The sequence below is a fragment of the Pseudomonas sp. SAS7 genome (assembly GCF_052112345.1).
Lineage (GTDB): Bacteria > Pseudomonadota > Gammaproteobacteria > Pseudomonadales > Pseudomonadaceae > Aquipseudomonas > Aquipseudomonas putida_Q.
On the sequence record NZ_JBEGGO010000001.1, the window covers coordinates 700,793 to 724,527 of the forward strand.

Genomic DNA, 23,735 nt, shown 5'->3' on the forward strand with positions numbered 1-23,735 from the left:
CTATCGGTCAAGTACCCGCATGACGGAGTAGTTGCCAGTCAGCACGTTGTAGCCTCCGGTCTCCGAGTCGTACTTGCGAATGGCGATCAGGGCCCGCGTTTCGTCCTTCTCGGTGAAGCCGTTGAGGACATCGGAGCCCACATTCCGCTGCTGGAACACTCGGGCGGCCCGGACGGTGATGTAGTGCCGCACCGATTGTGGAAGCTCTGAGAAGTCCAGGAGAACGACCATATCCACGGTGATCGAGGAGCCGAACTCATACCTGTGGTTCTGGCGGTCGTAAATGCGCGTGCCCCGGAGGGTGATATCCAGGGTGGCGCTCTTGCCGCTAGGCGTGACCTCCAGGCAGTTGCCGGGGACGGTGATGTACTTCGTGAGGAGAGCCGGAGTCAGCTTGTAGTTGCGCTCAGTGTTGAACTGCCATCCAGGCGATTGCACGTCGATGGTGACTTCGCGGAGGACTGAGCGGGCGATGGCGGCATCCGCTACGGGAAGGCCATCATCCAGGGAGTTGACTGGCGACTCGCCAATGGTATTGAGCATGATGTTTACGGCATCTAGCTCGGTCGTTTGGGCGAGTGTCTTCATTTTCTAGGCACGAAAAAAAAGCCCCACACAAGGAAGTCCTTGAGTGAGGCTAGGTTGGTGGTTAGGCGGTTTTCAGCTCTACAGCGGCTGCTGGGCGGAGGATGCCGTGGCCCATGGCGTACTTGGCGACCATGAGCGTGCCTTGACGGCGGATGTCGTAGTCCGACTCCATCGCCAGGTCCATCAGCTTGACGGTGCCCACAGCGGCCTTGTGCATGACCAGGGCTGCGGTGCTGGTGGCATCTACAGCGTACTTGTCGCTGGTGCCTGCGGTCAGCGCGGTGCCGCCATTCGCAACGGTGGCGATGTTGGAACCGAACGGAGCGTGGACAGCTTTCACCAGGTTGATGCCCGCCACTTGTGGCAGTTCGCCCTTGGCATAGCTGCCTTGGCCGCCCCACAGGGAGTTCATCAGTTTGGTGTTCTGAGCCAGCATGTAGTACGCCGCTGGGGTCAGGTAGGCGTAACGCTCATCAGCCGGGATGAATTTCTCATCCAGCTTCTGCGCGGCTGCAAACAGTGCAGCTACCAGGGCTTCGCCAGTGGTATCGGTCAGCAGCGCGGAGTCAGTTACCGAACCGCCACCAGCTTCGGTCGAGACCGGGGCCGATGCGCGGGCAGCCAGGACGCCCAGTTGCAGGATGTGCTTGTCGTAGGTGTACGACAGAGCGCGGCCCATCTCAGTCGAGTACGGACCACGGACATCGTAGTGGTTCATGGCTTCGTCGATGGAAGCGATGAAGGCGTGCGAGATGAGCAAATCATCGATGGTAATAACTTGCTCGTTCGCAGGAACGCTCAGGCCAGCAATCTCAGCGCCCGGAGTGTGGTACTGGGCCGAGATTTTGCCCAGGATTGGGAACTGGGCAGACTTGCCGCTGGTAATGGTGCGGACCAGGTGCTTGTCAGCGGTGACGCACGACTCCTGGAAGGCAGTCAGGACTTCGCCCGAGAACACTTTCAAGAAGAGCGCTTTGGCATCGCCGCTCAGGTTTGCTTGGCCCAGGCGGGAAACATTTGCATCAGACATTGCGGGGGTGAATCCTTGAGAAAAAGTCGATGGAGCGAGCCGGGAGGAATCCCGAGGCCCGCGTTGCCACCGCGCAGGGGCGCAGTGCGGCTGGACTTTTCTGTTGCTTCTCAAGGTGCTGAGGCGGCCCGTATTAACGGCTACGGGCCAGGCCGGGTGGATCAGTTGTCAGCGACAACGGCACCGGATGCAGCGGAGGCGCTGGTGGCGCTCGCCAGGGTCGAAACAGCGGCAGATGCCACCGCCTGGATTGCATCAGCCTTGGTCACAGTGCCGTCAGCGGCGACTTCGGAGACCAGGTTTGCCAGGACTTTTGCCAGGAACGACTCAGCGTCTACGGCTACGGTTTTCAGAAAGCTCATGGGGTGTTTCCTTTTATTGGGGTGGGTTGGGTAGGTGGACCAGGCCGGACGGCTGGGTCACGTTTGCGGCCAATGCGTAAGCACGCACGGCCCCATAAATTACGGAGCGTTTCCACAGGGGAACTCCAAGGTCGGTCATGGCCTGGAGCAAGATCCGGTCGCATTCTTTTCGGGTGATGCGAATAGGCACGCCATCCAGTTGGACGGTGAGGGTCTCGCACAGGTAGTCATGGACGATTGCCGCCTGGCCGTATGTGCCCCATGGGGGAATCAGTGACCAGAACGGACGGGGTACAGAAGCTCCATCAGTGATGAAGCCAGCGGGGACATCCACGTACCGGCCAGTCCCTTCGGGACCGGCCCAGTAGCGGAAAGGCGAAGATGCCCAGTAGTCCACGCCATCCACTTCCTCCATCCACTTGATGGAGAAGTGTTCGTCGGTGAAGCCGCTCATTGTTGTTTTTCTTATTGCGGCCAGGCGTCAGAAGACGTTGGAACGGAGGAGCTTGGCCTGGACTCGGGCACGGTATGCCGGGTCACTGCGGTAGCGCTTATCGCTCATCGCCTCAGTCACCTGGGAGGTGGATTCGAAGACATCGGCTGCGGCTGCTTTGCCACCGCCAATGAGGTTTGGCTCGCTGCCAATGGCAGAGCGGTACTGCGCGTTGAGGCCGTTCACGGCCAGCTTCGCTTGCTCCAGGCTGCCATTTACTGCGGTGTTGAAGGCTTCGATTTGAGCCGGTGCCAGATTGGCCTTGGCCCATGTGACCAAGCTTGCGTACTCATCGGCACCGCCAGCTTCGCCCTTGATTGCGGAGATGTGCTGGTCTGCCAGAGCCTGCTGGCCCGCCACATATTGGTCGACCACGCCACGCGGATAGCCCGCTTTTGCCAGGCGGTCGTAGCTTTCGGGACTCAATGCGCCCGTGCGGTCGAACTCCTGGGAGAACTCATCCAGGTCCAAGCCTTTCGACTCCAGGGCCTTGCTCGCCTCATCCGGGGTGGCCGTAGAGGGTTCGGGCTCTGCGGTCGCTGCTGGAGTCTCGGGGGCAGGTGCCTTGAGGTCGGCGTAGGCTTTCGCCAGTTGGTCCCAGGAATCGAAGCCTTCGGGCAAGCCCTCGGGGCGCTCTACGGTTTCAGCAGGGGTCGTGATGTTGTCGCCTACCGGGCCAGCATTGGCCTTGTCGATGGCGGCAATCATTGCCTCATCATGCCCTTCGGGGGCAGACGGGTTCGGGGATACGATTTCGATGCTTTCCATTAAAGGTCTTCGAGAACGCGGCCATTAGCGAACACGCGGTATCGCTTGGCCTGGGGGTTGATGTTGAATTGAACTTGCTCTGCGCCCTCACCGAAGTATTCGACAAGGGGCTCTGTTACTGCGCCCTCTTCGGGCTCTTTAGTTTTGCGCTTGGCTGCCATCGGGTTGGCCTTTCTCCATCATGCGACCAGCGGCCTGCATTGCCGGGGCTACGCCCGACTGCATTGCCTGCTGCATCTGTTGCTGTTGTTGTTCCTGCTGGACTTCTTGATCGGTCTTCACCAGGCCGTCTGTGTCGATCCCGAGGGCGGTGGCCCTGCGGGTCATGTAGTTGCCCCAGTTGATCCGGGAGGCGGCATCAGGAATCTGCATGATGGTGGAGATGAACTGGTCCAGTTTGGTCAGGTCATTGCCACGTCCAAGGGCCTCCATACCCGTCACAATGGTGGGGCTAACGGTGCCCTTGGGCAGTTCGGGGAGCTTCTTGCGGCGCTGCATCGAGAACATGATGCGGTTGACTAGCGGAAGCTGGAATTCTTGGCTGAGGATGGAATAGACACCGCCCAAGGCGGCTTCCAATTCCCCGGCCATGTACCGGATTTCTTCGGCTGTCACGCGCTCACCATTCCGCTGAATCGCGGAGTTCAGCATGAAGGCGAACTCAAGGCGCTCAGTGATGGTGTTGATGGTCTCCAGTGCCACACGGAAGTCACCGGACTTTTGAAGCTGGAGGGCCTGGACATCAGATGCCACGCCATCCACAAATTCGCCGTTCGGCGCTTCGGCCAGCTCGCTGGAGCTAGTGACCCCGTTGGGGTTCACCAGGAACAGGACTTTCGCGGAGGCTGCGGAGCCTTCCACGATGGCCTGGGAGAGACCTTCCAGGGACTTGATGTCGCCCAGGTACTCTTCCACGTAGGAGCGGCCATAGTTCTCACCGTCGATCTTGACGAATCGAATCGGGAGCCAGGCGCACTTGTCTTTCGGGTACGTGCCTCGGGAGCCGGGAACAATCTGGCCCTTGACCTCCTGATACACGTTCCAGGTCTCACCCTTGAGGGTGATGTGGGTGTAGATCGAGACGTTCTTGTTATGGTCTCGGGGGGTGTCGCCGGAGTCATCGCCAGGCTCGACTAATGACCGGGCCTCTTCTGGCAGTACCGCCAGGGAGACCTCCTCCTTGACCACGATGTCCAGGACGTTGCCCATTGGGTCACGCCGGACCACGTAGCGGTCAAGGGGGTAGAACTTCATGCCGCCCTGCTGGGGCAGGTACACAAGGCCGTTGCCGCCAACAATCAAATGCTTGAGCAACTCAAAACCAGTCACACGGATGGCGGTGGTTTCAATCTCGGTTTGCACCGCGCGCTCAATCTTCGCTAGACCCGCTTGAACATCAGCGTGCATCTGCGGATTGCTGGTCAGCTTCTCTTCGGTGAACTCGTCGATTTCCAGGCGGAAGAAGGGGGAGTTCGGCGGGAGCAAGGCCATGAGCAATTTTGCTCCGAGGTTGTTAACGCCTCGGGCGGCCACCGCTTGCCATGGGGTGTAGAACTTCGTGCCACTTGCGTGACCGGCAGGCGGGATCAGGGTGGGGATGCTGTATTTGGAACAGTCCCGCGCCCTCTGTAGGAAGGTCTCGCGGTCTGGTTCGAGCTTGGCATAAAGACTTGCGGCAAGGCCCCGTTCGGGTTCTTGCTCGGTCTTCGCCATGGGGTCTCGTTATAGAGGGATGTTCAGCCCCGAAGAGCTACTCCCGGTGGATGCTTGGGTCAGGTCGATGCGGAGGGACTTGCGCCCATTCGCTGCGGACTGAGCCTGTTGGGTGTCGGTGCTTTCTGCGGTGTTGCTTGTCGCAGGCGCGGACTGCACCGTGGGTGCGGCTGGGGCAGGCGTTGGGGCCGCTACAGTCGTCTTAGGTGTGCTTGAGTGCGAACACATTAATGTGATTCCAGAACAGTAGTGTTTTGGATGTCGAAGCGGCTTCGCAGGAGTCGGATGACTTCTTGCTGTCCTTGACGGATGTTCACTTCGGTGATGGTGATGTGAGGGTCTACAGGCAGGACGTTGGGGAATCTTTTCTCCAGCTCCACCAGCAGCTCACGGGGAACGTTGGGGAATCTTTCCGTTTTCACGGCTCAGTAATCCTACTGTGGGCCCACGAATGGGCCCGCGTTTTTCGAAGCTAATCAGTCTTAACTCTCAGCTCAAACATGAGCGCTTCGCCTTTCGGAGTCAGGCGCCATACTGATGAATGGTTCGGATTATCGGGGACCTGGACCGAAACAAGCCCCAAGGCCCGCATCTGGATCGCGACAGTTTGAAAGTCTTGATCGTTTAGCGTGTTGCGTAACTTATTAATCCCTCTGCTTTCAATCACCCCCAAGTGAAGGTGAGTACGGATGGTGTCTTCATTCGTAGGCTTCATCAAATAGGGCGAGATCAAGAAGAAAACCTCACGCCACGTCAGATTAGCCGACCATTTCTGCCTAGCATTGTTTGACCAGTATGTGCCGCGAATCGTCTGAACTGCATCGAGATCGGCTGGTGAAATTTTAGTCAAATCAATTTGTGCAGATGAAGGAACTGCCTTCTTTAATGCATCGTTCTCCTTACGGAGATCGTTAATTTCGCGCAAAAGATCTTCACTAGCGGCATTGGATCCTCGAATCCATCCTACTCGCGGGAATCGGGACATTGTCATCGCCATGCTGACAGCAACCTGCCCGGCCAGCTCGCTGCCAGTGTTCCAAAACTTCACTAGCCGCCCCGTTGAGGCACGGGCTCTAAACGCCTCTAGGCGCTCACGCATTTCAGGATCAAGTTCAGACTTAGACACTGGCAATGAACTTGCGCTTCCATGGAGCAAGGCAATGACAGGAATCCCTTGACTTATAGCGTAATCAAATTCTTTTTCTGTATAGCTGACGCCCTCTTCGGTAACAGAACCGTAGCGACCACCAATAATCAGAAGGTAGTAATCGCTGTCATCTATTACTTTTTTTATGAACTCAAATTGTTCTTCATCCGTAGCGGGAAACAACTCCATCCCAGCAGGGATGCAATCCATCTGCATCAAGACCTGACTAACCTGTCCACGCTCTTCCTTCAAGTCGGTATAGGTTGAGCTAATAAAAACTTGATAACGCTTCTGCATGCCATCTCCCTTGAGGCAAGGTAAGGTGGCAATACGATAGCGCCCTGCTGCCTGCAAGTCGAGAAGGGTTAGCTCAGGCCTTAGAAAGCGCCTAAGGCATTGAGCGCATCGTAGTTTTCGATGCAGTGATCTAGGTAGTGTCGCGCCTTCAACAAATCTTCCTTTTCGTTTTTCGCAGTACACCGGAGAACATACTTGACAACGTTTCCTCGAAAAAACCCTAAATCCCACGCTTTGACGATGTCAAACGGCTGGATTTCGCGAAGGTAGTGCGTGCCCCCCACCTGAGTGAGCTGGGTGGAGGATTCTTTTTGGCTTGGGGACATGAATAGCGGTTTCCATAGGTTGTAAAAAGGGCCACAGCCCTTGCACACATTGGGTTCAGTCGAAGCAAGGTTTGCACAGGACGCGCAGTTCATCACGGGGTCCACAGCTTCACCTTCCGGTTCTTGAAGTCGTAATCCGAGGCACGAAGGATGCGGGCCACACGGGCCTGAATCAGTGCTTCCTCTTCGCAGAGACCGGCCTTGTCGAAGGCAGCCACTACAGTGTCCCAGGTGGGTGACTTGTCCAGGAGCCGCTTGGCAGCCACGGGCCCAATACCTGGGCAGCCGGAGTAGCCGTCCGTGGTGTCGCCCATGAGGGTCTGGTAGAGGTGCCAGTAGTCGGCCTCTTCCTCGGTCACTTCGAAGAACGTATCTGTGTTGAAGTTGTAGTGGTGGCCGGGGACCGTCTTAAAGTCCTTGTCGATGGACGCGACCACGATTTCCTCACCGAACTTTCGGGCTCGGGTCAGGAGAATGCCGCACACGTCATCGCCTTCCAGGGTGGGCTTGGAGATGGACGGGAAGGTTTCTTGAGCCCAGGCCGTGAGGTGGGAGCGGAGCAACGGCTGGACGGTCTTGCTACGGTTGTGCTTGTAGGTCGGGAGAACGGTCTTGCGCCAGTTCACCTTGTCCGAGAAAACAAGAAGGGCCTCATCGGCCCCTGTCTTGTCTATCAAGTTTTGCACCATCCCGGTGAAGGTGGCTTCGCCATCCTCTTCAAATGCGTGGAGGGTCCAGAGGGCTCGTTCACCCTCCTCATCGCCTCCCCAGCGGATGGCTTTCTGGTTTACTACTGCTGCTTGGACGGATAGGACATCGGCGTCGATGATAACTCTGCGCACTCGCGAATCTCTGTCAGGTCTTCTTGGAAGATGAAGCCGTATTGGCCGAAGAGCTTCACTAAGTCAGCGCCCAGTTCCGCATCAAGCGGACGTGCCGGATACTCCAATGCGTGCTTGGTGCCGTTCACGTCGATGGTGATGGTCCAGGGTTTCAACATGGGAGTGCCTCTCTGACTTAGTGAAGTGATGGGGTCACAGGTAATCGTTTTCCCGTAGCAGGTCAAGGCCGGTGCCGGTGACACGCCACTTGCGACCATACTGGCCGTGACCTTCCAGGGTGCTGAGCAAGCCCAGCGATGCCAGCGATGCTACTGCCTGGGCTTCGAAGCGAGCGAAGTCCGATTGGATTTTGAAAGGGCTCTTGAAGGCTTCGTACAGGACTTCCAGGAGAACAGGGTCTTTAGTCATTGCGTTTACTCGTTAGTGGGTTTCGGCCCAGTTCAGGCCCATTTTTGATTCACCGGCCAGGGGGCACCGGAAGTTGAAGGCTTCACCTGCTTTCGCCACGCACGCCTCAGCCGCTTCCCGAACGATGGCCGCGATGGCTTCGTTACGGCAGGCGATCTGCACTTCGTCGTGGACCCAGGCGCAGAAGGCGTAGTCGCCATCCCAGCCGTGTTTCAGCCCGCGTGCCTGGAGTTCGTCGTCCAGAAACACAAGCCACTGCTTACAGGCCAGCGCACCGGCCCCTTGCAGGAGGTAGTTGAGTGCCGCGTGGGCGGATTTGACGTGAACGTGGCGACCATCCAGGCCGACCAGGTGGCCGCGCTTGGCGGCTTCTTTCACAGCCTTGACCAGCTTTTTCAGGGCCGGGGTTTTGCGGAGGAAGGTTGCTTTCAGTTTCTTGCCAGCGGCCTTGAGCGCCTCTTCGTCCGGGTTGTCTTGCCCGTTGAAGAACACGTCCAGGAGGTGCTGGTAGTCGAGACCCAGCGCCTTGGCCTTGGCAACCATGCCGAACACAATGGTCCCGACCTTTTCATCACCGGCCCCATAGAGGAAGGCGTAGATAAAGGTCTTCGCACCATCGCGGTACAGCTTGTGCAGCGTGTTGTGGTCGTCACGCTTCTCACTGGTGATGCCCATGGCCTGGACGTTGGCCCAGTGGATGTCCCCGTTGAGGAGGATGTCCACGTACTTGCCGCCATCGTAGCGAGCCATGAAGTGAGCCAGGCAGCGCAGCTCCAGGCCCGAGGCATCGGCACCGACCAGAAGCCAGCCGAGGGGCACCGTGAAGAGTTCGCGGCAGTCTTTACCGTAGGGGGAGCCAGATGCCGGCACCTGAGCCACGTTCGGGTAAGCGTGAGTAGCTCGCCCGGTGGCGGCACCGTTAGGGTTCACGGAGCCGTGGATGCGGCCCTGCTTCTCCACCAGCATCCACGCCTGCTTCCCTTCGGCGAGTTGCGAGATGCGCTTGGCAACCAGGAGGTATTCCGTCAGGAGCTTGCACGGTGGGTAGCTCAGCTTGGACATTACTTCGTCGTCCACCTGGGGCTTGCCGCCCTTGGTGAACTTCTCGGGAACCCAGCCGTACAGGGCCGTCAGCCGGTCAGCGATGTGGTCCCGTGAGGACGGGTTGAACTCCACAATCTTGACTTTGGTGTACCGGACGCCCTCGGTGTACTTCTCAAACCAGCCCACTTGGTTGAACGCGGGCTGGCCCTTCAGCTTCACACGGCGCTCAGTGTTGCCCCGTGGGTCTTCGATAAAGACTCGCCGGGTTTTCTTGGTGAGCACTTCGCCTGCCGGTGCGTGCCAGAACTTGAAGAACTCTTTCAGCTCGCGCTCCAGGTCGCCCCTGCGCTGCGCCAATTTGGCGTACAGGAGCGCTGCCTTCTCGCGGTTGAAGTGGAATCCGTTGCGCTCCTGGGCGGCCATGAGCCAGGCCACCCGATGTTCCAGAGCCAGGGCCCGTGCCGAGTAGTTCTTGCCGAGGATTCGCTTCCACAGTGCGGAAGTGACCACAACGTCCTGGACGCAGTAGTCGAGCATCTCTTGCGAGAACTCCAGCCACTCCATGCCGTCCACGTAGGCATCGCCCATGCGCGCCTTGAACTCGGTTGCGTACTCGCCTTTCATCAGGCGCAGGCGGTAGCCCCAGGCTTCCAAGGAGTGGGAGCCGAAGAGCTTGCCGGGGAGGACTGCTTTCTTGAGGAGGCCGGTGTCGGTGTCCTTGATGTTCGACCAGATGAGTCGGGTGCAAACAAGGGTGTCGATGACCAGCGCGGGGTTCACGATGAAGCCGGGGTACAGCTTCTGGATGACGGGAATGTCGTACTTGATGACGTTGTGGCCGCCGATGAAGCGGCCTTGAGAATGTTGCTCCTGGAGCCATTTGACTCCCATGGCGATGAGGCCAGGCGGGAATTTCTTAACGTCCCCAGTTGCCGTGTCTTCGATGACAAGGCAATGGATGACGGAGACTGCCTCCAGGAACCCATTCGTTTCGAGGTCGAACAGAAGGGGTTCTTGCATTGGTCCCCCAATCAGCAGGGGGTCGGCGTATGCCACAGCTCTCGGAAGAGCGTGCCGGTATCGGCCAGGGCATCACAAAAGCCGAGGTACAGGCCCTTGAGGGCTTCGACCAGGATCATGATTGGAACCAGGGGCAGCGCGATCATGACTCGGGTGAGCGGGTAGCGGTTGAGCCAGAACGGGCGCAGGTCGGATTCAGTGGACACGGATTTGCTCCAGGGTGGTTTCGTCGTGGATGTACTCGGGGTACTTCTCTTGCAGGCGAGATACGCGCTTGAATGAGCGTCGTTCTTCCAGGTCGCTTTCGCAGCGGAGAATTCGGAATGCCTTGTCCCGCACGCCCTCTTCGAAGGCCGCGGAAACGTGCAGGGAGTAGCCGTCATACGTGGCGCGGGACAGGTTCAGGTCGAACGAATCGGCCAGCTCTTGCGGGGTCATGAAGTCGGCCAGGATCAACTGGACGGGCAAGCCCTGTACGTCCTGGAGCAAGTCCCAGGCACCGTGCATATCCTTGCGACCATAAAGGGCGAGGAACGCGGGCTGCTTCACCTTCACGGTGAGTTCGGAGTCCAGCTCGTTGTGGTCAATGCTGCGCATGAACACGTCGATGTCTTTGATCGGTCGGCCCAGAAGGGCGTCCCGGATGGCACCGCCACCGATGACCGGGTGCGAGCCAGGAAACTCCCAGCGCACCAATTCCAGCGCGTCATCGAAGAGCGGCTGGAGGTGGCCCGGAAGCTTCCATTCAGGCAAGGACGAACACGACGATGAAGAGCAAGAAGAGGTAGTAGTTGGCATCACTCATCAGCCCTCCCCTTAAAAGAACGCAATGAGGCCGTGGATGGCCCCAATCGGTGGGAAGGCGATGCCGACAATGCCCAGGAGCAAGGCGTCACCACACTGGTGGAAGGTCCAGACAACGTTGTAAACCCAGCCGAAGCACAGGCAGAAAACGACAAACAGGTAGGTCAGAATCAGAGGCATGGTTTTCTCTCAGGCACAAAAAAAGGCCCGCTTGGGGCCCGTGTGGTGGTGCATCTGCTACAGCCGGAAGTCGTCCAGCAAAGCGTTGAGGTAGTTGCTCAGTTCGTAGCGATTGGTGAACACGTTGCAGTCACCTTCGTTTGCCAGGCCCAGGATGTTGTCTCGGGACCGGACGATGACTCCGTTGTCCACACGCTCAATGCGCAAGGACAGTTCTTTCAGGCGCGGAGGCCGTTGGGCTGGAGTCGTCATGGCTTACCTGCGGGAGCGGAAGCTAGAGAAGCTGCTGGTGCGATAGCTGTAGCTGGCTCGCGGTGCCGAGTAGCTGGCTCGCGGTGCAACGTAGGCTGGGCGTGGAGCCACATAGGCCGGACGCGGAGCCACGGTGGTCGCTCGGGTGTTGGTCGTGGTGTTGTTCACGATGGTGGTGTTATGGACAGCCGGGGCCGATGCCGAAGCACTGCCCAAAATGTGACCCATCATCATGCCGGTGAGCATGGCGTTGGAGTTGTCCTGGACCACGACAGGGGCTGCGACCACTGGCGCCGCTTGCACGATCGGGGCAGCCTGGACAACTGGAGCGGCAACCCCAGGGGCCGGAGCTTCGACTACTGGGGCCTGTACAACGGCTGGGCTGTAGCAGGAGTGGCGCTCACAGGCGGCCAGGGAAAGGACGGCCAGAGCCGCGAAGATCAACTTGCGCATGGTTCAGTCCAGGAGTTTGGAGATACGGGAATGGATCATCGAAGCCCGGTCAGCCAGGGCGTACTGCATATCGGCGTGGTCGTGCAGATTGCAGGCGGTTTGCCGGGCCTGGCGTGCAGCTTCGCTATGGGAGGCTTCGGCCTGGCTCAGCTTGTCCAGGGTGCGCTCCAGGTCGGATACAGCGGACGCGGTGGTTTGCGGGAACACTTTTGCCAGCAGTCGTTTCAACATGGGGTATCTCCAGTCAGAATTCGGATTCATCTTTAAAGGGTGAGGACGGTTCGAGCGCTTCGGTGAGCGAGAGCAATCCGGTGTCGCGGTCGTATGCCAGGTACAGCACTTCCCCGGTCGCTTGGCCGGTGTAGCGGTCCTTGAGGATGCGGAAGGTGGTGGTTTGGCGAATCACGGGGTCTTCGGCCTGTTGGTCACGCTCAAGGCCGAACATGAAGTAGCTCCAGAAGCCGATGGCTCGGGAGCCTTTGAAGTGGCGAATCGTTACCCGCCCGCCTTCCTCATGGGGTTTGCCCTCGGGGGTGGTCAGGTGAGAAATGAACGTGATGATGATTCCCAGCTCGTTCGCCAGGCCCGCCATCTCTTTCATGATCTGCTCAAGTGAGCCCTTCTCATCTGCGGTGTCAGCCATCGCAGTGAGGTGGTCGATGTAGATAAGCTTGATGCCCTCGGAAACAGCCATGTAGCGCACCTTGCGCTTCACAATGTCCCACTCGGTTTCACCAAATGCGTCGTACATGACCAGGTTTTCGCCCAGCGCATCTACGGCTGCATCCAGCTCCTCATCGGTCCAGCCAGCGGTTTCCTTGGGAACGTGGAAGCGTTTCCCGGCGATCTTCCCGGCCACGCGCTTGGCGGTCTCGGTCGGTTTCTGCTCCAGGAAAATGGTGCCTACACGCTCGCCCAGGACTTGGGTGTCGTATGCGATTTGCTGCGTGAGGAAGTCGGTCTTGCCCACACCAGTACCAGCGCCCAGCCCGTAGACTTCGCCGTAGCGGCGTCCATAGGTGAGTTGGGTGAGTGGATCAAGGAACCACGGCAAGCCCATGACCAGGGCCTTGCGAATCTCTTCGCGGAGGTCTCGGACGTTCACTACGCCATCAGGCCGGTACAGCTTGGCGTTCCAGATGGCGGTGACGATTTCCTGCTCACGGCCCGCTACCAGAAGTTCGTTGGCGTCCTTCATGGATAGTGTGGCGATCTTGCACTTGCCTGGGCTGAATAGCTCTGCGCATTCCTGCGCTGCTTCGCGGCCCGGTTCGTCCATATCGAACATGAGGATGACTTCTTCGAAGCTCTCCAGATATTCGATGTTTCGCTGGATGGCTTTGCGTGCTGCCGGAGCCCCGTTCGGGAGCGACACCACGGGCCACTTGTTGTTTTGCACCTGGGAGACAGACATAGCGTCCAGCTCGCCTTCGGTGACAACAATCTTCTTGCCCCCACTCGCCCAAAGGTTCTGGCCGAAGAGGGTCAACTTTGCACCATCGCCCAGGATGGCGAAGCCTTTATCCTGATCGCGCAATTTTTGGGCGACCATCACACCGCTGTTGTCGAAGTACGGGGCAACTTGAACTAGCCTGCCACGCACCTCACTGACGAAGTATCCGAACTTGCGGCAAGTCTCCAGGGTTAGTTTGCGCTTCATCAGCGGCTTGAATTCGCCGGAGATTAAACCTTCCATTCGTTTTGTTCGCCCTCCAGTAGTTGGGGTTTCGCCATCGCCGTGAACGTAGTGCTCACAGGCAAAGCAATATTGGTGGTTGTCGGTGTAGATAGAGTTGGCATCACTTGAACCACAGTTTTCACAGGGCAGGTGGCGCACGAACTCACTCTCTGTTTCATGCTTTCGATTTTTCATGGGCAATAAAGAGGGCCAGCCCGAAGGCCAGCCCTTTATCAGAGTTGAGTGATAGACGTGGCGGCTGCCATATCCAACTGAGGGCCCACGACTCTTATAAGTTGGCCGCTACCCACGGTTTAACGTCGAAGCTCGGGCAAGCCTTGGCTACTTTCGGGAAGTCCCGGTGGCCCTGGATTGTCGCGTTGGGGTATTTCTCTTTCAGCTCGCCCAGCAGGTGCTTGAGACTTGCAAACTGCTCGGGCGTGAAGTTGTTTTCGGGGACGTTGATGTCCGCCTCGGTGACTCCACCGGCCATGCAGATGCCTACGGAGTTGATGTTGTGGCCCTCTACGTGAGCGCCGATTTGATCCAGCTCGCGGCCCTTCTCCACCACGCCATTGCGGCGGATGACAAAGTGATAGCCGATGCACCGCCAACCTTTGGCGCGATGCCAGCGGTTGATGTCAGCGGCCCCGATGTCCTGTGATGGTCGCGTGGCGCTACAGTGAACTACCAGGTAGTCCGTCTCAGCGCGGGGTTTCGTTCCAGCGTTGTAGGTCATTATTATTTTTCTTTGCTGAGGCCCTTGATGATCGACAGGGAGGCTTCATTGATCGGCTCGTTAAGCCAGGCATGGGGAACCAACTTGTCGGCATACTGGAAGCCGTTCTTGCTGCACCAATCCGCGTAGGTGGTGGTACTGCGTTTATTTATTTTTGTTTTTGAGTTGGAGAAGACAAAGCGCACATCAAGTTCAGGGTGCTGCGCTTTGACCAAGAGTTGCTTTTGGCGATCCTCGGTCAAAAAGCGGCCCTTAGTTTCGACAATGATGCCGTTCGCTAGTGCGAAGTCCGGGGTGTACTTGTGAACTTTCGCAGGTCGGGTATATGGAACTACCAGACTTTCGAAGGTGAAGCCCATGCCGACAGCCGTTAGTTGGTCTGCGGCACGTTCTTCAAGCCCGGAGCGGAACCCATACTTGAGCCCCACCTTTTCGGCATCCAGAGGCGTCTTAGAAGTCGTCTTCGTAAGTGTTGCTTTCGCCACCTTCTTCCTCTTCTTCGAACTCGTCTTTTTCTTCTTGTTCTTGTTCGGCTACGGATTCAGCATCGAAACCGCCTTCCTCTTCACTGAAGCCGTATTCGCCAGCGGACTTGTTGCCGCCACTGCGTAGCTCGATGACCTGGACAGCGTTCAGGCGCAGTTTGATACCGGCCAGGGCGGTGCCTGGGATGAAGTAAGGGGCCACTTCAAAGCTCACCTTGCCTTCGGTGCCGCCCCAGATGTCCGGGACTTTCAGCATTGGCTTGCCCTTGGCATCGAACAGGGCTGGTTTGCGGGTCCAGACGGAGCCGTCTTTCTTCGACTTGCCCGAGGCGGCCATTTTGATGTTGAAGAACAGGCGGCCAGTCGGCTCCTCGGTCTCCTTGTCGTACTCCTCGGTGAAGAGTGGCTGCACGGTCACGTCTTTCAGCTTCTTGCGGGCTTCGATCTTGAGCTTCTTGAACTCTTCACGGCCATTCTCGATGGCGGCTTCGTGCAGTGGTTCCAGCTTCGCCAGGAGAGGCGCGGCCTCTTCTTGGGTCAGGATCAGGGTGACTTTGTACTCACCGTCCGGCTTCGGGTACTCATCGGTGCCGAAGTCGGGTTTAGTCAGTGCCGGGTAGCGGAAAATGCCACGCGGCGAGGTCATGGTTACGTTCTTTGGGCGTTTCTGATAGGACATTTTGGGGACTCGTTTTGTGTGTGCGTGTTAGCGGCTGTGGCGCGCTTCCAGGGACGGAAGGTCAAAGCCTTGTTCAATCAACTCAGCGGCGAGGGCCATAGAGATGGAGCGACCCATGCCCCAAAGCGCGATAGCGCGGCCCAGGGCGGAGTCGTAGTTCTCGGGTTCGTTGCGTTGGTTGTCTGCGGTGCCGAAGCGATTCATTGCGGTTCTCTCAATACGGCCACGGGGTTGTGGCCTGGGTTGTCCGTTGGGGTTGCCTACGGGGCCCAGGCGCACGTTTCCCGTCCCTCTGCACCGGCACGGTGGAGGCTCTATGGCAAAGGTCAGGGGGAGTTGCGGGTGGTCCGTAGAGGTGTTGCGAAGGTGTTGCTGGTTCATCCGAGGCGTTGTGGCACTGGCACGGTGGAGGCTCTATGGCTGCTGCTGCGGATGAATGGGGAATTGGGGGTGGTCTCAGGATCGGCTCATAAATGAGCGGATGGCGCACTGGCACGGTGGAGGCTCGGGCGGAGACTGGGGTGTTGCGGCTTGGTTATCCGAATGTGGTCCCTCGGGCCCAGCTCAGAAATGAGCGGGGGGGTCGCACTGGCACGGTGGAGGCTCTGGCGGAGGGATGCGGCTCGGTTATCCGAATGTGGCCCCACGGGAATCACCGGGGGCCATTCAGAACCGTTCACTCATGAAAACGTTGCTTTTATGGTTTATTTCCATTAATGAGAACGATCAGGCAAAGCAAAAGCGCGACTCTGCTACGGCTGCCAGGCTCAGGCTGCCGCGTTTCGGGAGTTCTGCGAGCTTGGCCCGCGCCTTATCGCTGAGTTGCGCGGCCAGCTCATCCCGGAAGCGCTCCAGTACGGCGGTCTCTTCGTACATTTCAATGAACGCCTTGCGGACAGTCATGAAGAAAAGCTCGGTCTCCCCTGCGGTGGTGCCGAAGCTGTCATGGATCATCGCGAAGCTCTTCAAGCCGGACTCCACGCCACGCACTACGGTGAGCATGAGGTGGGCCGCATCGCAGCTATGGACGAAGTTGGGGCTGATCCCCTGCGACTGCTTACGCTTGTCCAGGGCGTCTTGCTCTTCGTTCATCAGGAGGCGCACACGGGCCCCGTTGATGGCCGTTTTGACGCGGCGAGCTACCACGGAGTTGTACGCCTGCATCACCGGGAAGCCCACGGCAGTGGTCCAGCACACCGGCAGCTCCTCTTTCGCGGCCAGGGTTGCAGCGTCCTGGAGCCACTTCATAGCCTCACCAGCTTTCACCAGAACCTGATTCACTGCTTCCCAAATGGCCTTCGCCATCCAGCCAGCGGCCCGGAAGCCATCCCCGGTGAACGGGAAGTGGCGGGCGTCCACGTTGCCTTCGGCATCGGTGGCCTTCTTGCGTGCCGGGTCCAGGATGTCCTCCATAACCTGGTCCTTGAAGCCGTACTCCTTGGAGCCGTAGGCCAGGGTCATCACGGAGCGCTTCGTCACCTTGCGGTTGATGCCAAAGCGGGTCCATTGCTGGGCCAGGTTCTTCGTGCCCTCCTGGACGTATGCCTTGCCGTCAGCGTCATGTTTCAGGACGTCTTCGGTGCCGTGCTTAGCATCGTAGATGGCCCGCTCGATGACCTTTTTGGCTACAAGGCCGTACACGTCTGCGGGGAGGTCGCTGGGGACCAGGTTCACGGCTGCGCCACCGACCTCATCCCGGAGCATCGCGGAGAAGTGCTGGATGCCGGAGCATGAGCCGTCCATAGCAATCGGGAGCTTCGACACAAAGCGGTCGCCGTGCTCGCAGTAGCCCTTCCACTCCAGGCAGAACGCCAGGAACTGCCATGGTTTGTCGATAGCCTGCGCGCCTACGTGGTCAGCCCAACCGCGTGCCTGGAACGGGTCAGAAGCAATCGCCAGGATTTCCGCTTGGTGATCGTGGACCCACTTCACGCGGTCCTCCAGGCTGGCCTTGTCGTACCCGGCCACGTTCGCCCCGTGGATTGCCAGCCACTTGGCCCCATGCTCGCCCAGCGGCTTGCCGTAGGCGAATCGGAGCAAGCCCTTCGTGTGGTCCGCGCCTTGGGGGTTCAGGTGCGGCACCGCGTAGATGCGGCCACGGAAGTCCAGTTGGTACGGGAAGTAAATCTTGCGGAACGGGGAGTAGCGGTTCGCGATATCCAGGGACATGGAGACGTTGATGCGGGCGCCCTGAATCTCCAGGTTGTCCGAATGGGCCTTGAATGCGGCTTTACGCCAGGCAGCGCGGGCCACCTCGTTGGTGTCGATGTCGAACGGTTTGACTGGCTGGGGGATGCCTTCACGGGGCGGGAGGCCGCACCAGGTGGCACCCTGCTCCCACAGCGTGGTCATGATGTTCAGGATTGGCGTGTTGATCTGCCACGCGGTGGCCTGGATGGCGTTGAGCGCGGTGTAGACCATCGGCATATCGACGTTGCCCAGCTCTTCCAGGTATGCCCGGTTGCGGGTCTTCACCATGCGCAGCGGCTTGAGGCTGGACGACAGGTAGCCCCCATCGGTCGGTGAGGTCCAGTTGCGTGGCGGGACAACCATCGGCTCATACACGGGGCGCAGCATGGCCGTGACGTTGTTCTTGCGGGCGATCCACTCCAGGGTGGACTCCAGCGGCTTCACGTACTTCAGCGCCTTCTCCGTGCCTTCGCCGTTGGTGGCAATGTGGATCAGCCCCACGGAGTTCATCAGCAGCTCCAGGAGCTTGGTCCCTACGTGGATGCGGTCGTTGTTGCTCCAGTTGCTCCAGGTGTCCAGCGCAGAGGCCACACGGGTGGCGTAGATGTGCTTGTGGCGCTGGCTGGACCGCTTGTTGGCCCGCTCTACCAGTTGGTCGTACTTCTTGCGCTCCTTGTCGCGGATGCCGGACAGGCGCATTTCGTCTTCCACGGACTGAGCGATGGAGACGGACACATGCTGGAGCGTGCGGGGCTGCGAGATGCCAGCCAAGGTGTGCTTGAGGGTCAGGTAGGCCAGGACATCCGCATCGTAGCCACGGAGGAGCTTGTATGCGCTGCCCCAGCGGGACGACACACCGGCCTCAGACTCATCCATCCACGCCTTGATGGCCTCAGCGAGCGCCTTCATGCGGCCGGAGACGATGATGGAGCCGTACTCGGTGCCATCCTCAGCGCCCATCCTGCGGGCGGCCTCTACGTTGCGCTGGAAACGGCTCACCCCGCGCTGGGTCATCTCCTCTTCCAGACGAACTTGGGTGGCGATGAGGTCTTCACCATCCAGGCGGCCAACTAGAGGAGTCATAGAGGTAGTCATAAAGGGAATCTCTTAGTAATCATCATTAAGTAATCATTTCTAAGGATGTCTTTAAGGATGTCTCTAAGGGTCATCTCAGAGGGCATCGCTAAGGAATCCAATTGTGGGTCCGCGACTCTGGATGTGGTCTCCCACAGCGCCCTGGCGCGGCCCTGGGTGGCCCTCCCTAAGCGGGAAAGTCTCGTGAATGAGTCAGTCTCATCCGAGAGAACCATCAGGCGTAGCTACTCCCTCCAGGCAAAAACTGGCAGCCATAGTGTGGTCCCATGACTTGACGCGGGCAGCACTCTCCCGCACTGGATTTTCCCCGGTCAAAAGGGGCCAGTGTCAGCCGGTAAAGTCCGACGAACGGTCAGTTAGGGATTCAGTGGATGAGGGGCTCAGAAGAGGTCAAAAAGGGCCTTTGTGTCCCAAAAGTGTCCCTTTTGCTCTCTTTGCTGAGAATGAGATTATAAGTGAAAAGGTATCGTTCGTGCAAGTGATAGGCGAAAAAAATCCCCGAACCCTTGAGCCGTGTGGCTTTCAGGAATTCGGGGAGATTTTTTCTAATTCGTGGTGCGGACGAAGAGACTCGAACTCTTACAGCTTGCGCCGCTGGAACCTAAATCCAGTGTGTCTACCAATTTCACCACGTCCGCGTAACGCTTAAAACAAAGGCGCCAGAAGCTATCGAGGCGCCTTTGAAGAATATGGGGTGGACGATGGGAATCGAACCCACGACAACTGGAATCACAATCCAGCGCTCTACCAACTGAGCTACGCCCACCATATTGCATTACAGCCTTACTTGCTTGCCCATGCTGCCTAATGGCGCACCCGGCAGGACTCGAACCTGCGACCATCCGCTTAGAAGGCGGATGCTCTATCCAGCTGAGCTACGGGCGCTTAAGCTTGAAGCCTAACCGAACGAGTCATTAACAGGTAACTGCTAAACCACTCATTCTGCCCGACTTAGCCAACCAGTGCTAGGCTGTGCCCGACAAGTGCGGCGAATCTTATAGGCGACCCCGAAAGTCGTCAACACCTTTTTCAAAAAAATTTAAATTATTTAAGGGGTTAGGGGATTTGCCCGACCACCCGCCTTTGCCCTTGGCGCGTGTCGTGCGAGAATACGCGCTCTTTATTGTTTCCTTCTCGATGGTTAATCACGCGTCTATGACTGCACACCTAATCGATGGCAAGGCGATCGCCGCCAACCTGCGCAAGCAGATCGCTCAACGTGTCGTGGAGCGTCGCCAGCAAGGCCTGCGTACGCCCGGCCTGGCAGTGATCCTGGTCGGCACCGACCCCGCCTCGCAAGTCTATGTCTCGCACAAGCGCAAGGACTGCGAAGAGGTCGGTTTCATTTCGCAGGCATTTGACCTGCCCAGCGAAACCTCGCAGCAGGCTCTGACCGAGCTGATCGATCGCCTCAATGACGACCCGGCTGTAGACGGCATCCTGCTGCAACTGCCGCTGCCGGAGCACCTGGACGCCTCGCTGTTGCTCGAGCGCATTCGCCCGGACAAGGACGTGGACGGCTTCCACCCGTATAACGTAGGCCGCCTGGCCCAGCGTATTCCGCTGCTGCGCCCCTGCACACCGAAAGGCATCATGACCTTGCTGGAAAGCACTGGTCAGGACCTGTATGGCATGGATGCGGTGATCGTCGGCGCTTCCAACATCGTGGGTCGCCCGATGGCCATGGAGCTGCTGCTGGCCGGCTGCACCGTGACCGTCTGCCACCGCTTCACCAAGGACCTGGCCGGTCATGTCGGGCGTGCCGACCTGGTGGTCGTGGCTGCCGGCAAGCCGGGGCTGGTCAAGGGCGAGTGGGTCAAGGAAGGCGCCATCGTCATCGACGTGGGCATCAACCGCCAGGAAGACGGCAAGCTGGTGGGCGACGTGGTCTACGAGACCGCCCTACCGCGCGCGGGCTGGATCACCCCTGTGCCGGGTGGCGTCGGGCCGATGACCCGGGCGTGCCTGCTGGAAAACACGCTGTATGCCGCTGAAGAGCTGCACAAGTAATAGTGCGCGATGCGAAAACGGCACCTCTGGGAGGTGCCGTTTTTTTGCCTGAATTTTGTCGATGGCTGACCCGATCTCTTCAAGGGAGCACCCGCCCCACCTGATCCGGTTAATTCGGTCGGATGTAGGAGCGGCCTTGTGTCGCGAAAGGGCCGCACAGCGGCCCCGGCAATATAAGCTGCGAAGCTGAAACTCTGGGGCCGCTTCGCAGCCCTTTCGCGACACAAGGCCGCTCCTACACACACTGCGCAGCTCCTGTGGGTAGTTTACTTCCTCGCCGCCTCCCACGACTTCAGCAGTTCGTTGTAGCTGACTGTCTCGCCCTTGGGTTTTTCGTTGGCCAGTTTGGGTTTCGGTGCGCCCGGCTGGTCGAACCAGTACTGGGCGTCTTTCTCCGGGTTCATCTTGGGTGCACAGGTCGCCTGGGCATTGGAGCGCTGCAAGCGTTCCATCATGCGGTCCTGGTCGCGGGCCAGGCCGTCCAGGGCTTCCTGCGGGGTCTTCTCGCCACTGGCCACTTCGGCGATATGGCTCCACCACAGCTGCGCCAGCCGCGGGTAATCCGGCACGTTGGTGCCGGTCGGCGTCCACTGCACCCGCGCCGGGCTGCGGTAGAACTCCACCAGCCCGCCCAGCTTGGGCGCCAGGTCGGTCATGGCCTGGGAGTTGATGTCCGACTCACGAATCGGCGTCAGGCCGACGATGGTCTTTTTCAGCGACACGGTCTTGGAGGTGACGAACTGGGCATACAACCAGGCCGCCAGGCGTTGCTTCTCGGGGGTGGACTTGAAGAACGTCCATGAGCCGGTGTCCTGGTAGCCCAGTTTCATCCCCTCCTCCCAGTACGGCCCCTTCGGCGAGGGCGCCATGCGCCACTTCGGCGTGCCGTCGGCATTTACCACCGGCAAGCCAGGCTTGGTCATGTCGGCGGTAAACGCGGTGTACCAGAATATCTGCTGGGCAATGTTGCCTTGCGCCGGTACCGGGCCGGCTTCGGAGAAGGTCATGCCCTGGGCTTCCTTGGGCGCGTAGGCACGCATCCAGTCCACGTACTTTTGCGTGGCATAGACGGCCGCCGGCCCGTTGGTGTCGCCGCCGCGGGTCACGCTGGAACCCACAGGATGGCAGTCTTCGACGCGAATGCCCCATTCATCCACCGGCAAGCCGTTCGGCAGGCCCTTGTCACCGCCACCGGCCATGGAGAACCAGGCATCGGTGAAGCGCCAGCCCAGCGAGGGGTCTTTCTTGCCGTAGTCCATGTGCCCGTATACGCGCTTGCCGTCGATTTCTTTGACGTCTTCGGTGAAGAACTTGGCAATGTCCTCATAGGCCGACCAGTTCACCGGCACGCCCAGCTCATAACCGTACTTTTCCTTGAATTTAGCCTTGAGCTCCGGCCGTTCGAACCAGTCGGCGCGGAACCAGTACAGGTTGGCGAACTGCTGGTCGGGCAGCTGGTAGACCTTGCCATCCGGCGCAGTGGTGAAGGAAATACCGATGAAATCCTTCAGGTCGAGGGTCGGTGAGGTGTAGGCCTTGCCCTCGTTGGCCATCAGGTCGGTAATCGATTCCACCTTGCCATAGCGAAAGTGCGTACCGATCAAATCGGAGTCGTTGACCCAGCCGTCGTAGATGTTCTTGTCCGACTGCATCTGCGTCTGCAGTTTTTCCACCACATCGCCTTCCTGCAGCAGGTCGTGGGTCAACTGGATGCCGGTGATCTCGCTGAAGGCCTTGGCCAGCACCTTGGACTCATATTCATGGGTAGTGATGGTTTCCGACACCACATTGATCTTCATGCCACGGAACGGCTCGGCGGCCTTGATGAACCACTGCAATTCTGCCAGTTGCTGTTCAGGGGTAAGGGTCGACGGCTTGAACTCGCTGCCGATCCATTTTTTTGCTGCATCTTCGTACTGGTCGGCCCAGGCAGCGCCGTGCGCGCTGGCCAGTACCAGCAATGCGGCAAGGGTCAAATGTCGCCTGCTGTGCTTGTTATCGAACATTGTGATCTCCCGTTTCAGTTATCCCACAGGGCCGCTCGCTCAGCCCCAGCGCAGCACCACCACCAGCCACGCCAGCGATAGCAGCGAGGCCACCCACAAAGGCCAGTCGCTGACGCCGACCACCAGCAGGTGCAGGTAGGCGCTGGCCAGCAGGCCGATGAACAAGCGGTCACCACGGCTGGTGACCAGCGGCAAGAAGCCCCGTCGCTCTACGCAGGGGCGGCGCAGTTCAAGCAGGGTCATGCCCACCAGCAGCACGCCAACGGCGACGAAGAACAGCGCCGTTGGCATGGTCCAGGCCATCCACTCCATGCATTGCCCTCCTCACACCCGGCCCAGGGCAAAGCCCTTGGCCACATGGTTACGCACGAACCAGATCACCAGCATGCCCGGCAAGATGGTCAGTACCCCCGCCGCCGCCAGCACACCCCAGTCGATGCCTGATGCCGACACGGTGCGGGTCATTACCGCAGCAATCGGCTTGGCGTTCACCGAGGTCAGGGTGCGCGCCAGCAGCAGTTCGACCCAGGAGAACATGAAGCAGAAAAACGCCGTGACGCCGATGCCGGAGCCAATCAACGGAATGAATATCTTCACGAAGAAGCGCGGGAAGCTGTAGCCGTCGATGTAGGCCGTTTCGTCGATTTCCTTAGGCACCCCGGACATGAACCCCTCCAGGATCCACACCGCCAGCGGCACGTTGAACAGGCAGTGGGCCAGGGCCACGGCGATATGGGTATCGAACAGGCCAATCGACGAGTACAGCTGGAAGAACGGCAGCAGGAACACCGCCGGTGGCGCCATGCGGTTGGTCAGCAGCCAGAAGAACAGGTGGCGGTCGCCGAGGAAGCGGTAGCGCGAGAAGGCATACGCCGCCGGCAACGCCACCAGCAGCGAAATCAGCGTGTTCAGGCACACGTAATACAGCGAGTTGATGTAGCCGCTGTACCAGCTGGCATCGGTGAAGATCACCCGGTAGTTGTCGAGGGTGAACGCCTGCGGCCACAGGGTAAGGCCACCCAGGATCTCGGTATTGCTCTTGAACGACATGTTCAGCAGCCAGTAGATCGGCACCAGCAGGAAGAAGAAGTACAGCAGCAGGGCCAGCGATTTGCGCGTGCTCATG

Annotated in this window: 27 protein-coding genes and 3 tRNA genes; 1 reads left to right on the forward strand and 29 read right to left on the reverse strand. The window is 59.1% G+C overall.

The features are described 5' to 3' along the window. The 26 genes from ABI582_RS03100 to ABI582_RS03225 form a co-directional block, all read right to left on the reverse strand. Positions 1 to 588, reverse strand: a complete 588-nt coding sequence (locus ABI582_RS03100) for a hypothetical protein (RefSeq protein ID WP_442118367.1) — start codon at positions 586 to 588, stop codon at positions 1 to 3. 61 nt (positions 589 to 649) lie between these two features. Then, positions 650 to 1,618, reverse strand: a complete 969-nt coding sequence (locus ABI582_RS03105; RefSeq protein WP_028692651.1) for a phage capsid protein — start codon at positions 1,616 to 1,618, stop codon at positions 650 to 652. A gap of 161 nt (positions 1,619 to 1,779) precedes the next feature. Next, a complete protein-coding gene (locus ABI582_RS03110; RefSeq protein WP_028692652.1) occupies positions 1,780 to 1,980 on the reverse strand; it encodes a hypothetical protein in 201 nt (66 codons plus the stop codon). 13 nt (positions 1,981 to 1,993) lie between these two features. Beyond that, entirely contained in the window at positions 1,994 to 2,434 is a 441-nt protein-coding gene (locus ABI582_RS03115; RefSeq protein WP_442118368.1) for a DUF1353 domain-containing protein, read from the reverse strand. A 27-nt stretch (positions 2,435 to 2,461) separates the two neighbouring features. Continuing rightward, entirely contained in the window at positions 2,462 to 3,241 is a 780-nt protein-coding gene (locus ABI582_RS03120) for a capsid assembly protein (RefSeq protein ID WP_010953253.1), read from the reverse strand. Between the two features lie 138 nt (positions 3,242 to 3,379). Continuing rightward, positions 3,380 to 4,954 carry a portal protein gene (locus tag ABI582_RS03125; protein WP_442118369.1) on the reverse strand — a complete coding sequence of 525 codons (1,575 nt, stop codon included), beginning with the start codon at positions 4,952 to 4,954 and terminating at the stop codon, positions 3,380 to 3,382. 472 nt (positions 4,955 to 5,426) lie between these two features. Continuing rightward, the gene (locus ABI582_RS03130) at positions 5,427 to 6,398 is read right to left on the reverse strand and encodes a DUF4062 domain-containing protein (protein WP_442118370.1); all 972 of its coding nucleotides are present in this window, start codon (positions 6,396 to 6,398) and stop codon (positions 5,427 to 5,429) included. An 80-nt stretch (positions 6,399 to 6,478) separates the two neighbouring features. Next, positions 6,479 to 6,724, reverse strand: a complete 246-nt coding sequence (locus tag ABI582_RS03135; protein WP_061203040.1) for a DUF3310 domain-containing protein — start codon at positions 6,722 to 6,724, stop codon at positions 6,479 to 6,481. Positions 6,725 to 6,816: 92 nt separating this feature from the next. Continuing rightward, on the reverse strand, positions 6,817 to 7,566 hold the full coding sequence (locus ABI582_RS03140) for a hypothetical protein (RefSeq protein WP_442118371.1): 750 nt from the start codon (positions 7,564 to 7,566) through the stop codon (positions 6,817 to 6,819). Further along, positions 7,515 to 7,724, reverse strand: coding sequence for a hypothetical protein (locus ABI582_RS03145; RefSeq protein WP_010953247.1), 210 nt, complete (start codon positions 7,722 to 7,724; stop codon positions 7,515 to 7,517). The genes ABI582_RS03140 and ABI582_RS03145 overlap by 52 nt, the downstream gene beginning before the upstream one ends. A gap of 34 nt (positions 7,725 to 7,758) precedes the next feature. After that, positions 7,759 to 7,974 (reverse strand): hypothetical protein, encoded by a 216-nt coding sequence (locus ABI582_RS03150; protein WP_009682626.1) that lies wholly within the window; start codon positions 7,972 to 7,974, stop codon positions 7,759 to 7,761. Positions 7,975 to 7,986: 12 nt separating this feature from the next. Next, positions 7,987 to 10,038, reverse strand: coding sequence for a DNA polymerase (locus ABI582_RS03155; protein WP_442118372.1), 2,052 nt, complete (start codon positions 10,036 to 10,038; stop codon positions 7,987 to 7,989). A gap of 11 nt (positions 10,039 to 10,049) precedes the next feature. Then, positions 10,050 to 10,244: a hypothetical protein gene (locus ABI582_RS03160; RefSeq protein ID WP_442118373.1), complete on the reverse strand. Its 195-nt coding sequence runs from the start codon at positions 10,242 to 10,244 to the stop codon at positions 10,050 to 10,052. Then, positions 10,234 to 10,791 (reverse strand): hypothetical protein, encoded by a 558-nt coding sequence (locus ABI582_RS03165; protein ID WP_442118374.1) that lies wholly within the window; start codon positions 10,789 to 10,791, stop codon positions 10,234 to 10,236. The genes ABI582_RS03160 and ABI582_RS03165 overlap by 11 nt, the downstream gene beginning before the upstream one ends. 63 nt (positions 10,792 to 10,854) lie before the next feature. Further along, positions 10,855 to 11,022: a hypothetical protein gene (locus ABI582_RS03170; RefSeq protein ID WP_155952727.1), complete on the reverse strand. Its 168-nt coding sequence runs from the start codon at positions 11,020 to 11,022 to the stop codon at positions 10,855 to 10,857. A 57-nt stretch (positions 11,023 to 11,079) separates the two neighbouring features. Next, positions 11,080 to 11,274 (reverse strand): hypothetical protein, encoded by a 195-nt coding sequence (locus ABI582_RS03175; RefSeq protein WP_148661758.1) that lies wholly within the window; start codon positions 11,272 to 11,274, stop codon positions 11,080 to 11,082. A gap of 456 nt (positions 11,275 to 11,730) precedes the next feature. Beyond that, positions 11,731 to 11,958: a hypothetical protein gene (locus ABI582_RS03180; protein ID WP_028692660.1), complete on the reverse strand. Its 228-nt coding sequence runs from the start codon at positions 11,956 to 11,958 to the stop codon at positions 11,731 to 11,733. 13 nt (positions 11,959 to 11,971) lie between these two features. Continuing rightward, complete coding sequence (locus ABI582_RS03185; protein ID WP_442118375.1) at positions 11,972 to 13,564, reverse strand: toprim domain-containing protein; 1,593 nt, start codon at positions 13,562 to 13,564, stop codon at positions 11,972 to 11,974. 130 nt (positions 13,565 to 13,694) lie between these two features. Then, complete coding sequence (locus ABI582_RS03190) at positions 13,695 to 14,144, reverse strand: N-acetylmuramoyl-L-alanine amidase (protein WP_442118376.1); 450 nt, start codon at positions 14,142 to 14,144, stop codon at positions 13,695 to 13,697. Positions 14,145 to 14,146: 2 nt separating this feature from the next. Next, complete coding sequence (locus ABI582_RS03195; protein WP_442118377.1) at positions 14,147 to 14,629, reverse strand: endodeoxyribonuclease; 483 nt, start codon at positions 14,627 to 14,629, stop codon at positions 14,147 to 14,149. Continuing rightward, positions 14,595 to 15,308, reverse strand: a complete 714-nt coding sequence (locus ABI582_RS03200) for a DUF2815 domain-containing protein (RefSeq protein WP_442118378.1) — start codon at positions 15,306 to 15,308, stop codon at positions 14,595 to 14,597. The genes ABI582_RS03195 and ABI582_RS03200 overlap by 35 nt, the downstream gene beginning before the upstream one ends. Positions 15,309 to 15,335: 27 nt before the next feature. After that, positions 15,336 to 15,512 (reverse strand): hypothetical protein, encoded by a 177-nt coding sequence (locus ABI582_RS03205; RefSeq protein ID WP_009682639.1) that lies wholly within the window; start codon positions 15,510 to 15,512, stop codon positions 15,336 to 15,338. 522 nt (positions 15,513 to 16,034) lie between these two features. Further along, complete coding sequence (locus ABI582_RS03210; protein ID WP_442118379.1) at positions 16,035 to 18,581, reverse strand: DNA-directed RNA polymerase; 2,547 nt, start codon at positions 18,579 to 18,581, stop codon at positions 16,035 to 16,037. 565 nt (positions 18,582 to 19,146) lie between these two features. Continuing rightward, positions 19,147 to 19,231, reverse strand: a tRNA-Leu gene (locus tag ABI582_RS03215). Positions 19,232 to 19,283: 52 nt separating this feature from the next. Continuing rightward, positions 19,284 to 19,359, reverse strand: a tRNA-His gene (locus ABI582_RS03220). Between the two features lie 42 nt (positions 19,360 to 19,401). Next, positions 19,402 to 19,478 (reverse strand) — tRNA-Arg (locus ABI582_RS03225). 270 nt (positions 19,479 to 19,748) lie between these two features. Between ABI582_RS03225 and folD the strand changes: the two genes are divergently transcribed. Beyond that, a complete protein-coding gene (folD, locus tag ABI582_RS03230; protein ID WP_258911309.1) occupies positions 19,749 to 20,603 on the forward strand; it encodes a bifunctional methylenetetrahydrofolate dehydrogenase/methenyltetrahydrofolate cyclohydrolase FolD in 855 nt (284 codons plus the stop codon). Between the two features lie 266 nt (positions 20,604 to 20,869). Here folD and ABI582_RS03235 read toward each other — a convergent pair whose 3' ends face one another. Genes ABI582_RS03235 through ABI582_RS03245 form a run of 3 tightly spaced genes read right to left on the reverse strand, consistent with a single transcriptional unit; the run spans position 20,870 to position 23,734 of the window. Continuing rightward, entirely contained in the window at positions 20,870 to 22,609 is a 1,740-nt protein-coding gene (locus ABI582_RS03235; RefSeq protein WP_442118380.1) for an ABC transporter substrate-binding protein, read from the reverse strand. 39 nt (positions 22,610 to 22,648) lie between these two features. Then, entirely contained in the window at positions 22,649 to 22,921 is a 273-nt protein-coding gene (locus ABI582_RS03240; protein ID WP_258656206.1) for a DUF2160 domain-containing protein, read from the reverse strand. Positions 22,922 to 22,933: 12 nt separating this feature from the next. Further along, positions 22,934 to 23,734, reverse strand: coding sequence for a carbohydrate ABC transporter permease (locus ABI582_RS03245; RefSeq protein ID WP_013971876.1), 801 nt, complete (start codon positions 23,732 to 23,734; stop codon positions 22,934 to 22,936). Between the last annotated feature and the right edge of the window lies 1 nt (position 23,735).